Source organism: Aeromonas sp. Y311-2 (assembly GCF_027706025.1).
GTDB classification, from domain to species: Bacteria; Pseudomonadota; Gammaproteobacteria; order Enterobacterales; family Aeromonadaceae; genus Aeromonas; species Aeromonas veronii.
The window spans coordinates 189,040-202,300 of record NZ_JAPDCL010000003.1; the positions used below are offsets into that span (position 1 = coordinate 189,040).

14 protein-coding genes are annotated in these 13,261 nt (G+C 59.2%); 8 read left to right on the forward strand and 6 right to left on the reverse strand.

Features of this window, described 5'->3' with window-relative positions; genetic code table 11:
* Positions 1–2: 2 nt before the first annotated feature.
* Positions 3–752: an enoyl-CoA hydratase-related protein gene (locus tag OKC42_RS04605; RefSeq protein ID WP_139741701.1), complete on the forward strand. Its 750-nt coding sequence runs from the start codon at positions 3–5 to the stop codon at positions 750–752.
* A gap of 18 nt (positions 753–770) precedes the next feature.
* On the opposite strand, the gene OKC42_RS04610 is transcribed toward OKC42_RS04605, so the two are convergent.
* On the reverse strand, positions 771–1,199 hold the full coding sequence (locus tag OKC42_RS04610) for a DUF2753 family protein (protein WP_005335785.1): 429 nt from the start codon (positions 1,197–1,199) through the stop codon (positions 771–773).
* 285 nt (positions 1,200–1,484) lie between these two features.
* Here OKC42_RS04610 and OKC42_RS04615 point away from each other — a divergent pair, with 285 nt between their 5' ends.
* Complete coding sequence (locus tag OKC42_RS04615; RefSeq protein WP_270819144.1) at positions 1,485–2,144, forward strand: CatB-related O-acetyltransferase; 660 nt, start codon at positions 1,485–1,487, stop codon at positions 2,142–2,144.
* A gap of 101 nt (positions 2,145–2,245) precedes the next feature.
* Here the strand turns inward: OKC42_RS04615 and OKC42_RS04620 are convergent, their stop codons facing one another.
* Entirely contained in the window at positions 2,246–2,953 is a 708-nt protein-coding gene (locus OKC42_RS04620) for a ParB-like protein (protein ID WP_139436982.1), read from the reverse strand.
* Between the two features lie 184 nt (positions 2,954–3,137).
* Here OKC42_RS04620 and OKC42_RS04625 point away from each other — a divergent pair, with 184 nt between their 5' ends.
* From OKC42_RS04625 to OKC42_RS04635, 3 genes are all read left to right on the forward strand, one after another.
* On the forward strand, positions 3,138–4,742 hold the full coding sequence (locus OKC42_RS04625; protein WP_270819145.1) for a peptide ABC transporter substrate-binding protein: 1,605 nt from the start codon (positions 3,138–3,140) through the stop codon (positions 4,740–4,742).
* Between the two features lie 118 nt (positions 4,743–4,860).
* The gene (locus tag OKC42_RS04630; RefSeq protein ID WP_005335795.1) at positions 4,861–5,160 is read left to right on the forward strand and encodes a hypothetical protein; all 300 of its coding nucleotides are present in this window, start codon (positions 4,861–4,863) and stop codon (positions 5,158–5,160) included.
* Positions 5,161–5,297: 137 nt separating this feature from the next.
* Positions 5,298–6,857 (forward strand): methyl-accepting chemotaxis protein, encoded by a 1,560-nt coding sequence (locus OKC42_RS04635; RefSeq protein WP_270819146.1) that lies wholly within the window; start codon positions 5,298–5,300, stop codon positions 6,855–6,857.
* A gap of 63 nt (positions 6,858–6,920) precedes the next feature.
* Here the strand turns inward: OKC42_RS04635 and dusA are convergent, their stop codons facing one another.
* Complete coding sequence (gene dusA / locus OKC42_RS04640) at positions 6,921–7,907, reverse strand: tRNA dihydrouridine(20/20a) synthase DusA (protein WP_019445726.1); 987 nt, start codon at positions 7,905–7,907, stop codon at positions 6,921–6,923.
* A 137-nt stretch (positions 7,908–8,044) separates the two neighbouring features.
* Between dusA and zur the strand changes: the two genes are divergently transcribed.
* The 3 genes from zur to OKC42_RS04655 are packed head-to-tail and all read left to right on the forward strand — an operon-like array spanning position 8,045 to position 9,189.
* The gene (gene zur / locus OKC42_RS04645; RefSeq protein ID WP_005335805.1) at positions 8,045–8,503 is read left to right on the forward strand and encodes a zinc uptake transcriptional repressor Zur; all 459 of its coding nucleotides are present in this window, start codon (positions 8,045–8,047) and stop codon (positions 8,501–8,503) included.
* The gene (locus OKC42_RS04650) at positions 8,493–8,954 is read left to right on the forward strand and encodes a chemotaxis protein CheX (RefSeq protein WP_005343179.1); all 462 of its coding nucleotides are present in this window, start codon (positions 8,493–8,495) and stop codon (positions 8,952–8,954) included. Before zur ends, OKC42_RS04650 begins: the two co-directional genes overlap by 11 nt.
* A gap of 4 nt (positions 8,955–8,958) precedes the next feature.
* A complete protein-coding gene (locus tag OKC42_RS04655) occupies positions 8,959–9,189 on the forward strand; it encodes a hypothetical protein (RefSeq protein WP_040066994.1) in 231 nt (76 codons plus the stop codon).
* A 73-nt stretch (positions 9,190–9,262) separates the two neighbouring features.
* Here the strand turns inward: OKC42_RS04655 and brnQ (OKC42_RS04660) are convergent, their stop codons facing one another.
* The 3 genes from brnQ (OKC42_RS04660) to OKC42_RS04670 form a co-directional block, all read right to left on the reverse strand.
* The gene (gene brnQ, locus OKC42_RS04660) at positions 9,263–10,540 is read right to left on the reverse strand and encodes a branched-chain amino acid transport system II carrier protein (protein WP_270819190.1); all 1,278 of its coding nucleotides are present in this window, start codon (positions 10,538–10,540) and stop codon (positions 9,263–9,265) included.
* Between the two features lie 437 nt (positions 10,541–10,977).
* Positions 10,978–12,282: a branched-chain amino acid transport system II carrier protein gene (brnQ, locus tag OKC42_RS04665; RefSeq protein WP_139472472.1), complete on the reverse strand. Its 1,305-nt coding sequence runs from the start codon at positions 12,280–12,282 to the stop codon at positions 10,978–10,980.
* A 191-nt stretch (positions 12,283–12,473) separates the two neighbouring features.
* Positions 12,474–13,184, reverse strand: a complete 711-nt coding sequence (locus OKC42_RS04670; RefSeq protein WP_201943001.1) for a tRNA1(Val) (adenine(37)-N6)-methyltransferase — start codon at positions 13,182–13,184, stop codon at positions 12,474–12,476.
* Positions 13,185–13,261: the final 77 nt, after the last annotated feature.

The window sequence follows — 13,261 nt, forward strand, 5'->3', positions numbered from 1 at the left end:
ACATGGCCCCCATTCTCATTGCCGAGCAGCAGGATGGCTTGCTCACCCTGACCCTCAACCGCCCCGACAAACGCAACGCTCTCAATACCGAGCTCTATAAGCAACTGGTGGCAGCGCTGCGAGCGGCGGCGGCTGATGAGGAGGTGCATGTCCTGCTGTTGCAGGGGCAGCAAGATTGCTTTACCGCGGGCAATGATCTGGCCGACTTTATGGGCAAAAGCGCGCTGGAGCCCGACGACCCCATACTGCAGTTCCTCCACACCCTGGCCGATTTCCCCAAACCCGTGATCGCTGCCGTTGCAGGCCCGGCAGTGGGGATTGGCACCACCATTTTGCTGCACTGCGATCTGGTCTATCTGGCGGATAACGCCCGCTTGCAGCTCCCCTTTGTCGAGCTGGGGCTGGTGCCGGAGTTCGCCTCCAGCCTGCTGCTGCCGCGCTTGGTAGGTCACCTCAAGGCAGCCGAGCTGTTGCTGCTGGCCGAGGCGATTGATGCCGAAGAGGCGCTACGGCTCGGGCTGGCCAACAAGGTGGTGGCGGCCGATGGAGTACTCTCCTTTGCCCGCGAGCAGGGACTGAAGCTGGCGGCCAAACCGCCCAGAGCGCTGCAAAAGAGCAAGGCACTGCTGAAACAGGAGCTTAAACAGGCGGTGCACTTTGTCATCGATCTGGAGGCGCGCGCCTTCGCCCAGGCACTGCAAGGGGAAGAGGCACAGCAGCGGATCGCCCAGAAACTCAAACGGCGAGGCTGAGCTGCCGCTCAACGCCGGTCAGTTGAGGCGAAAACGGCCGATCAGCTCGCAGCCCTGCACCTTGTCCTGTAACTGGATCAGCCGGGCAATTTCCGGATTGGGGTGACGCTTGAGAAACGCGAGCAGGGCTCCACGGCAGCAACCCAGCTCGCTGATCAGTGCCTCGCACTCCCGGTTCGGGCACTGCGGCACCAGCGCAGTCACCAGCTCGGAGGCAAGCTTCAGGTAGCGCAGCTCATAAGTCGGCTCATCCATCGCCCGCCAGAAGTCGGCCAGCCGGTGGCAGGTGGCGACTCGCATGGTGGCCAGTTCGGTCAACTCGACCTGAGTCATCTCGTAAACATCCCCCAGCGCCTGCTGATAAAAGCAGATCGCCGCCCCCAGCGAACCGGCCTGCCAGGCACGCTCCGCCTCCAGCATGTATCGTTGCCAACTTTGCGGTGTCATTTCGCTCTCCCGAGTCCGTCATGGTGGGAGTGTTATCATGGCTAATTGAGAATAAATATCAACCAGAGGGTTAGTGCAGGATCTCTGCGCAACCTTGGCAAACCCGGCGCCCGACCTTATGATCCTGCCCTTCCCCCCTTCTTTGGAGCACACCACAATGCGACCTCGCCTCCCGCAGATGCTGGGCTGCTCCCTGCTCTGCGTGCCCCGCATGCTGGTCTGGATCTATTAGCTGCGCTCAAGCGAACGCAACCCATCCGATCCATTTAGCAAAGGAGTACCAGCATGAACACCTGCCAACACTGGTCGCAGGTCGAATACCTGCACCTGACGGTGACCAACCCCAATATCTCCCTCAAAGGGCAGCACAGCTACTACTCGGGTGCCTGGGATGGCCCCTTCGAAGAGGTGGCGGTGCGCTACCTCCATGGCGATCCCTTCAGCCGCAGCCCGGACACCGGCTGGGAGCCGCTCTGGCATATCGACCGGCTCCATATCGGCGACTATGTGCAGATTGCCGCCGGGGTGAGGATCATCATGGGCGGCAACCACACCCACAACACGTCCTTCATCAGCACCTATCCGTTCGCCGATCTGGCGGCGCTCAAGCGCAGCTACCGCCCCGCAGGCGATACCCGCATCGGCAACGATGTCTGGATCGGCATGGAGGCGATGATCATGCCCGGCGTCACCATCGGCGACGGCGCCATCATCGCCGCCCGCTCGCTGGTCAATCAGGATGTGCCGCCCTATGCCATGGTGGCGGGCACCCCGGCCAGGGTGGTGCGAATGCGCTTTGGCGAGGAGGAGATTGCCCGGCTACAGGCCCTCGTCTGGTGGGATTGGCCGGATCAACAGGTCAACGATCTGCTACCGCTGATCCAGCAAGGTGACGTCGCCCTGCTTGAGCAGGCGGCTGCCCACTGGGCGGAGCGCCATGAGTGACCACCACTAGCCAGCAGTAACAAGCTGACAGTAGAAGGGCGACCCCGGGGTCGCCCTCTTTTATCTCCGGCATGCTCTGGATGCCGACATCGCACATCCACTCACTGCGCGCTTTTGGACTGGTTGAGGCTGCACTGCTTGCCTGGATAACCGGGTAGCTCCTTGGCATCGCTGCCGCAGGCGAGCCGTTTGGCCTGTTGCAGGCGGGCCGCCAGATTGGCGCTGTCCACCGGCATCCACTGCATCTGCTTACCGAGCCAGCTGGCCCAGGCAAACTCGACGAAATAGACCTGTTTGTCCTTGCGAAAGTAGCCCGCATTCTGCAGCAGTCCGGCGAGGGTGCGATAGGGGTAATCAGGCAGCTTGTCGATACTGGTCGGCAACTGCTCCGGGGTCAGCGGCTGTCCCTTCTCATCCTTGAGCCAGGCCCAATGGTTGTTCTGCATCTGGCTCCAGAAGTTGGCCTTGTCCTGCAGACGGCCAATCACCTTGACCCGGGCATCCTTGACGCCCTGCTGCCACAACGCCTTGGTGAGATGGTGGCGGTCCACCAGCCAGTAGCTGCCATCCGGCGCAATCACCACGGGAATCTCTTTCTTTTTCATCAACTTGTCGAGCTGCTTTGCGCTCATGCCCGCCAATGTGGCCTGGGTCTCATCGACCTGGATCTGGCCGACGCCCCCCTGAGTCGGGTGCAAGGCATCGATGCCGATCTCGCACCAGTTGCCCACCGCCGTGTCGCTCTGGCACGGGGCCAACGCCCAGGCACCCTGGCTCAACACACAGGCCAGCAATAACCATGCTTTCATCGTTTGACACTCCTCACCACATTGAACTGCACAGACGCCGGGAACGCTCTTCTACCCCGATTGGGAGTGAGAGTCGAATGCTGGCGGTCAGACCAGCAAACGGGATATCATGATTTCCCATCTGTCGGCGATATTTTCTCGCCGAGTTTTCTCCCCGCTTCACACTATTTGAAGGATCCGACCCATGAAAGGATGGAGCCCCTTGCTGGCCCTGCTGGGCTGTGCTGCTGTCCAGGCTGCCGATATTCCCGCCGGAACACAACTCGCCGCCGAGCAGATTGTCGTTCGCCACCTCAAGGATGAACCTGCGAGCCTGAGCCCGCTCAAGCTGGTCGGCCTGCCGGAGTTGCAGGTACTGCGGGACCTGTTCGAGGGACTGCTGACCCAGGGGCCGGATGGCAAACCGGTTGCCGGGGTGGCGGCCAGCTGGGAGAACAAGGGCAACCAGTTCTTTACCTTCCATCTGCGCCCGGATGCGCGCTGGTCCAACGGCGATCCGGTCAAGGCCGGTGACTTCGTCTACGGCTGGCGCAAGCTGGTCGACCCGAAAGAGGCGGCCACCTTCGCCTGGTTCGCCCAGCTGGCCCGTTTCGACAAGGTGGACGAAATAGTCGCTGGCAAATTGCCTGCCAGCGAGCTGGGGGTCAAGGCCCTCGATGATCACACCCTGCAGGTGACCCTCTCCCAGCCGGTGCCCTACTTCCTGAACCTGCTGAGCCACCCCAGCCTGTCGCCGCTCCATCAGGCCAGCATCGAGCAGTACGGCAACCAGTGGACTCAGCCCGGTAAACTGGTGGGCAACGGTGCCTTTGTGCTGAACCATCGGGTGGTCAACGAGAAGCTGGAGCTGACCCCCAACCCTTATTACTGGGATCGGGCCCATACCGTATTGACCAAGGTGATCTTCATGCCGATCAATCAGGAGAGCGCGGCGACCAACCGCTATCTGGCGGGCGATCTGCACATCACCGAATCCTTCCCCAAGGAGCAGTACGACAAGCTGAAGCAGCAGATCCCGAATGAGGTCTATACCCCGGATCAGCTCGGTACCTACTACTACGCATTCAATACCCGTCAGGCACCACTGAACGATGTGCGGGTGCGCAAGGCACTCTCCTACACCATTGACCGCGCCCTGATCGCCGACAAGGTGCTCGGCACCGGCGAGAAACCGGCTTATCACTTCACTCCGGATGTGACCGCCAGCTTTACCCCGGCCGCCAACCTGCTCTCCACCAGCAGCCAGCCAGCGCTGGACAGCAAGGCCAAGGCCCTGCTCAAGGAGGCTGGTTACGGCCCGGACAAGCCGCTCAAGCTGACCCTGCTCTACAACACCGCGGAAATTCACAAGAAGATGGCACTGGCGATTGCCAGCATGTGGAAGCAGAAGCTGGGCGCCGAGGTCGAGCTGACCAATCAGGAGTGGAAAACCTATCTCGACAGCCGCCAGAGCGGTCAGTTCGAGGTGATCCGCTCCTCCTGGGTCGCCGATTACAACGACCCTTCAGCGTTCCTTGGCCTGTGGGGCTCTCGTCACAGCGGCAATATGGCTGGCTTTGCCAATGCCCGTTATGACCAGCTGCTGGCAGAGGCGGCCAGCACTCAGGATGCCGCCAGCCGCAGCAAGCTGTTTGGCGAGGCGGAGGCGCTCCTGCTGGATCAGGCCCCCATCGCCCCCATCTACCAGTACACCAATGCCCGCCTCATCAAGCCATGGCTCAAGGGCTACCCCATCAACAACCCGGAAGATGTGGCCTACAGCCGCCAACTCTACCTCGTCAAACACTGAGACCGGCCACAACGATGCGAGGCCCCGCTGGGCCTCGCTATTGATACTGTTCACACCACGATTTCCAGCCTAAAATGCCGCCCCTTCTGTTCAATTAATCTTCAATGCCCAGTCAGACATGCGTTATTTGATACTGCTCTCGTTGTTGTGGACCCTGCCTGCACAGGCCAACAGCGAATCCCAATGCCAGCAAGAGTTTGTCGGCTGGATGCTGCACCAGCAGCAACAGTTCAGCGATCGCAAGTCTGACAAGATGGAGCGGCGCCGGGCCGAACGGGCCATCGAGTTGGCTCGTCAGGAGTACGATAAGCAGACCAGCTTTTGCAAGACAATGGAGCTGGTGCGCAGCTACAAAGATAGCGATCCGCGCTTTAAACCGAGAAGCGGCGAAGTCCACGATTTCACACCGGCCAGCTGACCCTTACTTCATCAATTCATTGTGTTGATTAATTGACCCAAGCCAAGTTCGGGGCACTGAAGAGCCTTAGAATGATTAACTGAGAACGACAATAAAAAACATAGTTATCAGTTATTTGGCTTTTTCAGGAACGACACATGACCAAACTCCATCAGGAGGGGGAGATACACTTCCCCGACAACATCGCACTCATCTCGACCACGGATCCCGCCAGTCATATTACCTATGCCAACCAGCACTTCTGTGATGTGGCCGGGTATGGTGCAGCCGAAATGGAAGGGGTACCCCACAATCTGGTGCGACACCCCGACATGCCCAAGGTGGCCTTCGCCGACATGTGGCAGCGGCTGCGGCAGGGCAAAAGCTGGATGGGACTGGTCAAGAACCGCGCCAAAAGCGGTCAGTTCTATTGGGTAAACGCTTACGTCACCCCGATCCTCAACGCGCAGAAGGAGATCGTCGAGTTCCAGTCGGTGCGCACCAAACCCGCCGCCAGCGATGTGGCATGGGCCGAGCAACTCTATCGCCTGCTGCGCAGCGGCAAGGCGCTTCCCTGGCTGAGCCGGTTTCACATTGAACCGGGTCAGCTGACCCTCTGGCTCTCCGTTTCTGCCTTGCTCACTACCCTTGCTACCTTTGCCACCGGCAACCTGTTATGGCTGCTGCCCACCGCTCTGTTGCTGTTGGCACAGGCAATCCACGGCTGGCGACTGCAGCAACGGCTGGCTCATCTGCTCACCCTTGCCGATCAAGACAAGGGAACCCGCCTCTGTCAGGTGCTCTACACCCGACGGCGCGACACTCTGGCGGCCGTCGAACTGGCCCTGCGGATGAAGCAGGCCGAGCTCAAGGCCGTGGTCGGGCGCAGCGCCGACACCAACCAGCAGATCCTGCAGGCAGCCGAAGATGACCGGGGCAATATCCAGACCATTGATACTCATCTGCAGCAGCAGCGCGCCCACAGCGAGCAGCTGGCGACCGCCATCACCGAGTTGAGCCACTCCATTCGGGATGTGGCCCACAGTGCCCATGAGGCGAGCAATCTGGTTATAGAGGTACAGCAGGTTTCCGACGAGGGGCTGCAAGCATTGGCGACCACCCGTTCTGCCGTCAACCAACTCCATCAGGAGCTGGATGCCAACCACGCCGTGCTGGCCCAGCTCACCAGCGACAGCCAGAAGATCAGCGGTATCCTGGAGGTGATCCGTCAAATCGCCGACCAGACCAACCTGCTCGCACTCAATGCGGCCATCGAGGCCGCCCGGGCGGGCGAACAGGGGCGCGGCTTTGCCGTGGTGGCGGATGAAGTGAGGGCGCTGGCCCAGAAGACCCGAGCCTCGACCAGCGAGATCCACGAGATGATCCAGGCGCTGCAACAGACTACACGACAGCTGTCGGACGGGATGACGCAAGGGGCGCAGACCTCGGTGCGCTGCCAGCAGCACGCGGGCACCACCGCCGACGTGCTCACCCAGATCAACCAGATGCTGGGGCAGGTAACCCGCACCAGCGACGAGATCGCCCAGGCGGTGAGTCAGCAGGCCGACGTCACGGCGACGCTCGATGAAGGGGTGCACCAGATCCACCAGCTGGCCAGCCACACCGCCGACAACAGCAGGCAGGCGCTAGATGGCATCACCCTGCTGGTAGAGCGGCTGCAGGATCTCTCGCGGCTGATCAACCAGTTCAGATATTGAAGCGACAGCGATCAAAAAAGCGCGTCAACTGACGCGCTTTTTTCGCTTTGCCTGACAGGAGAGTTATTCGCCCTGCTCGCTGGCGGCAAACTCCGGCACCTTGGCCATGGCATCCAGCACCACCTGAATATCCGCTCCCGGTTTGCAGGCGTTCTCGCTCAGGTGACGACGCCAGGCGCGGGCCCCCTGCATATTCTGGAACAACCCCAGCATGTGGCGGGTCATGTGGGAGAGGTAGTTGCCCTTGGCCAGCTCCTGCTCGATATAGGGCAGCATCATCCGCACCACCTCGTGGCGGCTCGGCACAGCGTTGTTCTGACCAAACACCAGATTGTCCACCTGCGCCAGAATGTAGGGGTTCTGATAGGCTTCGCGCCCCATCATGACGCCATCGACGTGTTGCAGGTGCTCAAGGGTCTGCTCCATGGAGGTGACGCCGCCGTTGAGGGCGATAGTCAGCTCCGGGTAATCCTGCTTGACCCGATAGACGCGGGGATAATCGAGCGGCGGGATCTCGCGGTTCTCCTTGGGGCTCAAGCCACTCAGCCACGCCTTGCGGGCATGGACGATAAAGGTGTCGCAACCGGCATCGCGCACCTGTTCGATAAAGGCCTGCAAAAACTCGTAAGAGTCCTGATCGTCGATACCGATACGGGTCTTCACCGTCACCGGAATATCGACCACATCGCGCATCGCCTTGACGCAGTCTGCCACCAGCGCCGGTTCACCCATCAGGCAGGCACCAAAACGGCCGTTCTGCACCCGATCGGAGGGGCAACCGACGTTGATGTTCACCTCGTCATAGCCACGCTCCTCGGCCAGCTTGGCACAGCGCGCCAGATCGGCCGGATTGCTGCCACCCAGCTGCAGGGAGATGGGGTGCTCCTGCTCGCTGTAACCCAGATAATCACCCTTGCCGTGGATGATGGCGCCGGTGGTCACCATTTCGGTATAGAGCAAGGTCTGGCGGCTCATCAGTCGATGAAAATAACGGCAATGCCGATCGGTCCAGTCCAGCATGGGGGCGATGGAAAAACGCTGCGCCTGCATAAAAATCATCCGGGTTGGCTAAAGAAAGGGGCGGATTTTATCACAACGTGAAGCAGCCCCAGAAAATGAATTTTGTCGCCGCGCCATGCGAGGCCCTGTGATAGTATCCGGCTAATAGAAAGGGTATCTGCGCGATCATGAATCAAGACCAACTTTTACAACGAGCCGAGCGACTCTGTATACAGCGAGGGATCCGTTTCACCCCGACCCGACGTCAGGTATTTCGCCTGCTGGCGGCACACGGCAACGCCATCAGCGCCTATGATTTGTTGGCCCAGTTGCAACAAACCGAAGCCAATGCCAAGCCGCCAACCGTCTATCGGGCACTCGATTTTTTGCTCGAACAGGGCTTTGCTCACAAGGTGGAATCTCTCAACGCGTTTATCTTCTGCTGCCACTTCGATCACGCTCACCCGATGCAGTTGTTGATCTGCGACGAGTGCGGGGATGTGGTCGAGCTTCACGATACGGCGATCGATAGCGCGTTTTCCGAGCAGGCCCACTTGCATGGTTTTACTATTACCAATAAGACGATAGAGGCACATGGCCAATGTGCCCGTTGTACGCCCACTGTAGGAAGTCATCATGAAGGCTGATTTTGTAAATCCGTTCCTGCTATCCCTGCTCAATGTGCTCTCGACCATGGCACAGCTGGAACTCAAACCGGGCAAACCGAAACGCAAGATGGATGAGCTGGCGCGCGGCGACGTCTCCGGCCTGATCGGCATGGTCGGCCCGCAGACCCGTGGCTCCCTCTCCATCAGCTTCGAGAAGGGGCTGGCACTGGAGATCATGCGCCGCATGCTGGGGGAAGCTCCCGCCTCCATCAACGAAGAGGTGACCGACATGGTCGGTGAAATCACCAACATGGTGACCGGCGGTGCAAAGCGGATGCTGGGCGAGAAGGGCTACGAGTTTGACATGGCGACCCCCATCATCGTCTCCGGCCCCAACCACACCATTACCCACCGTGCCGATGGCACCAAGATCATGATGCCGTTCGAATCGGATTTCGGTCGCGCCACTATCGAAATTTGCTTCGAGTAACCCTATGTGGAAAGCATTGAAATGGATTTTCATCTGCTGGGCACTGCTGTTGATCCTGTCGGACATTCAGATCAGCACCTCCCTCTACAAGTACGAAGATAACCGGGTGCTCATCAACTTCCCGCGCTGGGAAGCCAAGCAGCCTTGGGGCACCTTCGAGTGGCATGCCGGACGGGTAGAAACCCACTGGTATGGTCTGGAGGGCAAACCCAAGCCGTCAGGCCCGCAAATCTGATCCGGTAACGGATCCGGCAGAAACAGAAGAGGCCAGCAGTTGCTGGCCTCTTTGCTATCTCGTTGTTTCTGAATCAAGCCGCTTCGGCCGCCAACTTCCCGCTTGGTCGCCCCAGGATGCCGACGATGCAGGCCAGCAGAGTCGGCAGCAGCCAGGCAAGCCCCTTGTCGAACAGCGGCAGGAAGGCAAAGCCGTCCATCGCCATCCCGGCAGCCCCCAGCCCATCGAGACAACCAAACAGAAAAGCGACCGTCAGCACACCGCGAAACACCAGCCGTGGCTGGGTAAACCATCCCTTGAGGAAGGTCACCAGCACCAGCGCGATGGCCACCGGATAGATGGCTACCAGCACCGGGATGGAGAGGCCGATCAATTCGCTCAACCCCACATTGGCCACCACTGCACAGAGCGCCCCCAGTAGGATCACCCAGTTGCGATAGGCCCAACCAGTCAGGCCATGGAAGTAGTCGGCACCGGCACAGAGCAGGCCAACTGCGCTGGTAAAACAGGCCAGGGTGATGATGGCAGCCAGAATAAACTGACCCGGTTGGCCAAACAGACTCAGGACGTAGGCATTGACGATGGCGCCGCCATTACTGATATCGCTTGCCACCCCACCGGCGCTGTTGCCCAGCTGAAAGAGCGAGACATACACCGCCGACAACCCGACCGCCGAGATCAAGCCTGCAATGGTCAGATATTTGAACTGGCTGCGATAATCCTCGATCCCCTTCTGGCGCAACAACCCGATGATCAGGGCACCAAACATCAGGGAGGCCAGGGTATCCATGGTGTTGTACCCTTCCAGCATTCCTTTGGTCAGGGCTGCATCTATGTACTCACCGCAGGCATCAGGCATGGTGCCCTGCGGCATCATAAAGACCCCGACCGCCAGAATAAGCAGCATCGCCATCAGGGCTGGGGTCAGATACTTGCCGACCGCATCGAGCAGCTTGCCCCGATCGAGCGCCACCAGGATCACCAGCGCAAAGAAACTCAGGGTGTAGATCAGCAGTCCCGCATGACCGGCATCGCCAAGCCAGGGCTTTAGCCCCATCTCGTAGGCGACCAGACCGGTGCGGGGAATGGCAAAGGCTGGCCCCATGATGATATAGATGGCGATGGCCAGCGCCGTCGCCGCCCCGGCGGGCAGATAGCGGGTCATTCCGGTCCAGCCACTCGCGCCGCCTCCCGAACTCCCCTTGGCCACCGCAATCAGGGTGATCAGCGGCAAGCCCACCGCCGTCAGCAAAAAGCCGCACATGGCGGCCAGCAGATGCTCACCAGCCATAAAACCGGCCAGCGGCGGAAAAATGATATTGCCAGCCCCCAGATAGAAGGCAAACGTCATAAACCCCAATCCGAATACGTCGGACAACTTCAATGATTTCGTCAAACTCAACCTCATCTGCCTTATCAGCTTGTTATTGATTGCACCCACTGCCTGGCAGATAACCGGTAACAATACCTCTCGCCCCCACACGGCCCGCGGACCGGATGAGGCGCACCACCTTTAGCATAAAGAAGAGGAGTTCGATCTCAATCACCAATTAATATCTTGAAACAATTTACTGCTGTGGAATTAATCGCCGAACAACTCGGCGCTCCATAAACAGGTGTCACACGTGGCGTATGGGAGGCAAGAAGAGGGGAACGGGTTATAGCGGCAAGATACGGCTGCTCAGGTGCTATCTTCATACGGTTACAATTACGGCAGCAAAGCGAGGCTCACAGAAAACAAAAGAGCCTGCACGGGGCAGGCTCTTGGCAATATCACATCGGGTGTGATCAGGCCGCTTCGGCAGCCATCTCGGTCGGACGCACCATCACGCCAACTACGCAGGCCAGCAGGGTTGGCATCAGCCAGGCGAGGCCCTTGTCGAACAGCGGCAGGAAGGCAAACGCATCCATCTTCATACCGGCAGCACCCAGACCATCCAGGCAACCGAACAGGAAGGCAACCATCAACACGCCACGGAACACCAGACGGGGACGGCCGAAGTAACCCTTCAGGAAGGTGACCAGTACCAGCGCCACGGCAACCGGATAGATGGCAACCAGCACCGGAATGGAGAGGCTGATCAACTGGCTCAGGCCCACATTGGCCACCACGGCACAGATAACGCCCAGCAACACCACCAGCTTCTTGTAAGCCATGCCGGTCAGATTGTGGAAGAAATCAGAGCAGGCAGAGATCAGGCCCACGGCAGTGGTAAAGCAAGCCAGAGTGATGATGGCCGCCAGAATGAACTGACCCGGCTGACCAAACAGACTCAGTACGTAGGCGTTGACGATGGCGCCACCATTGCTGACATCGGTCGCCACACCGGCTGCAGTGTTACCCAGCTGGAACAGGGAGACGTACACCACGCTCAGACCAACGGCAGAGATGAGGCCGGCAATGGCCAGATACTTGAACTGGCTCTTGTAATCGTTGATGCCTTTCTGGCGCAGCAGATCGACGATCAGAGCGCCAAACATCAGGGACGCCAGGGTGTCCATGGTGTTGTAGCCTTCCAGGATCCCTTTGACGAAGGGGCTGTTCTGATAGTCACCGGACGCATCAGGCATGGAGCCTTGCGGTGCTACGAATACCCCGATAGCCAGAGTCAGCAGCAGCAGCATCAGTACCGGAGTCAGGTATTTGCCGATGGCGTCCATCAGCTTGCCCTGGTTCATGGAGACCAGAATGGCCACACCAAAGAAGATCACGGTATAGGCCGCCAGACCCGCTTGCCCCATATCACCGATGAACGGCTTGAGGCCCATCTCGTAGGCAACCAGACCGGTACGGGGCGCGGCAAAGGCCGGGCCGATGATGATGTAGATGGCAACGGCCAGCGCAGTCGCGACACCGGCAGGCAGCAGTTTGGTCATGCCAGCCCAGCCGTTACCGGCTTTCGCCACGGCCAGAATGGTCACCAGAGGCAGGCCCACGGCAGTGACCAGGAAGCCAAGCATCGCCAGGGAGAGGTGCTCACCAGCCATGTAACCGGCCAACGGCGGGAAAATGATGTTACCGGCGCCCAGATAGAAGGCGAAGGTCATAAACCCTAATCCGAGTACATCGGACAATGTGAGTGATTTCGTCAAGTTCAACCTCGTCTGTCTTGTAAATTATTGCTTGTTATAGTTTTTATCGGTCGCTGACCGGGTGTGTTCAGGGGGTATAAAAAAAGAGCCCCGCATGTTTTTTCATCGCAACCAGTGGTTTTAGCTGGTCTGGAGCGGGCGCTCGATCTGGAACCAGCATAATGGCGTGAAAAAATAGTTCAAGACGAAATTTACATCTTCAAATAGAAGGGGTTGGTCAGTTGGATATATCTGTCGGAATAGGCCCCATCAGCAGAATGGATCACAATTTCACCCCTCTCACACCTGTTTAATCCTCTGCCAAGTAGCAATAAAACACGATTTGCCTCTTTACCCTCTCTGGTTATAACAGCTGTATAACAAATGCCATGCAGATCATAATTCGCCGAAATGCATAAAATTTCATCGGCCATCGCCGTCGGCAGCACCAGCGCCACCTGCCCGTTCGGGCTCAGCAAACGATTGCAGGCCGCCAGTAATGCGGGGCTGTCGAGGGCACCGGTATGGCGGGCCAACGCCCGCGCCGGATCGCTAAATGACTGGCCTGCCACGAAATAGGGCGGGTTGGAGACGACAAGATCATAAGGGACGGCCTGATAATCCTGAATGGCACTCTCTATGACGGTCACCCGATCGGCCCAGGGAGAAGCAGCCGCATTCTCCCGCGCCTGACTGGCCGCATTAATATCCAGTTCGACCGCATCAAGACGGCAGTCAGATCTGCTGCGCTGGGCCAGCATCAGGGCGATCAGGCCGCTGCCGGTGCCGATATCGAGCACCCGGCGCGCCTGTTCGACCGGGGCCCAGGCACCGAGCAGGATGCCGTCGGTGCCCACCTTCATGGCGCAGCGATCGTGATTGATATGGAACTGTTTGAAGGTAAAACCGCGACTACGCCCCATCTGGCCCCCGTCATCTGAAAAAATGGTTGGCGATTATAGCGACTAAGCCACACTCGCCATAGGAGCCGACGAGATAA

Bases quoted from the DNA above. Each gene is read 5' to 3' on its own strand.
- OKC42_RS04605 (WP_139741701.1), top strand. From the start codon at position 3: ATGGCCCCCATTCTCATTGCCGAGCAGCAGGATGGCTTGCTCACCCTG.
- OKC42_RS04610 (WP_005335785.1), bottom strand. From the start codon at position 1,199: ATGACACCGCAAAGTTGGCAACGATACATGCTGGAGGCGGAGCGTGCC.
- OKC42_RS04615 (WP_270819144.1), top strand. From the start codon at position 1,485: ATGAACACCTGCCAACACTGGTCGCAGGTCGAATACCTGCACCTGACG.
- OKC42_RS04620 (WP_139436982.1), bottom strand. From the start codon at position 2,953: ATGAAAGCATGGTTATTGCTGGCCTGTGTGTTGAGCCAGGGTGCCTGG.
- OKC42_RS04625 (WP_270819145.1), top strand. From the start codon at position 3,138: ATGAAAGGATGGAGCCCCTTGCTGGCCCTGCTGGGCTGTGCTGCTGTC.
- OKC42_RS04630 (WP_005335795.1), top strand. From the start codon at position 4,861: ATGCGTTATTTGATACTGCTCTCGTTGTTGTGGACCCTGCCTGCACAG.
- OKC42_RS04635 (WP_270819146.1), top strand. From the start codon at position 5,298: ATGACCAAACTCCATCAGGAGGGGGAGATACACTTCCCCGACAACATC.
- dusA (WP_019445726.1), bottom strand. From the start codon at position 7,907: ATGCAGGCGCAGCGTTTTTCCATCGCCCCCATGCTGGACTGGACCGAT.
- zur (WP_005335805.1), top strand. From the start codon at position 8,045: ATGAATCAAGACCAACTTTTACAACGAGCCGAGCGACTCTGTATACAG.
- OKC42_RS04650 (WP_005343179.1), top strand. From the start codon at position 8,493: ATGAAGGCTGATTTTGTAAATCCGTTCCTGCTATCCCTGCTCAATGTG.
- OKC42_RS04655 (WP_040066994.1), top strand. From the start codon at position 8,959: ATGTGGAAAGCATTGAAATGGATTTTCATCTGCTGGGCACTGCTGTTG.
- brnQ (WP_270819190.1), bottom strand. From the start codon at position 10,540: ATGACGTTTGCCTTCTATCTGGGGGCTGGCAATATCATTTTTCCGCCG.
- OKC42_RS04670 (WP_201943001.1), bottom strand. From the start codon at position 13,184: ATGGGGCGTAGTCGCGGTTTTACCTTCAAACAGTTCCATATCAATCAC.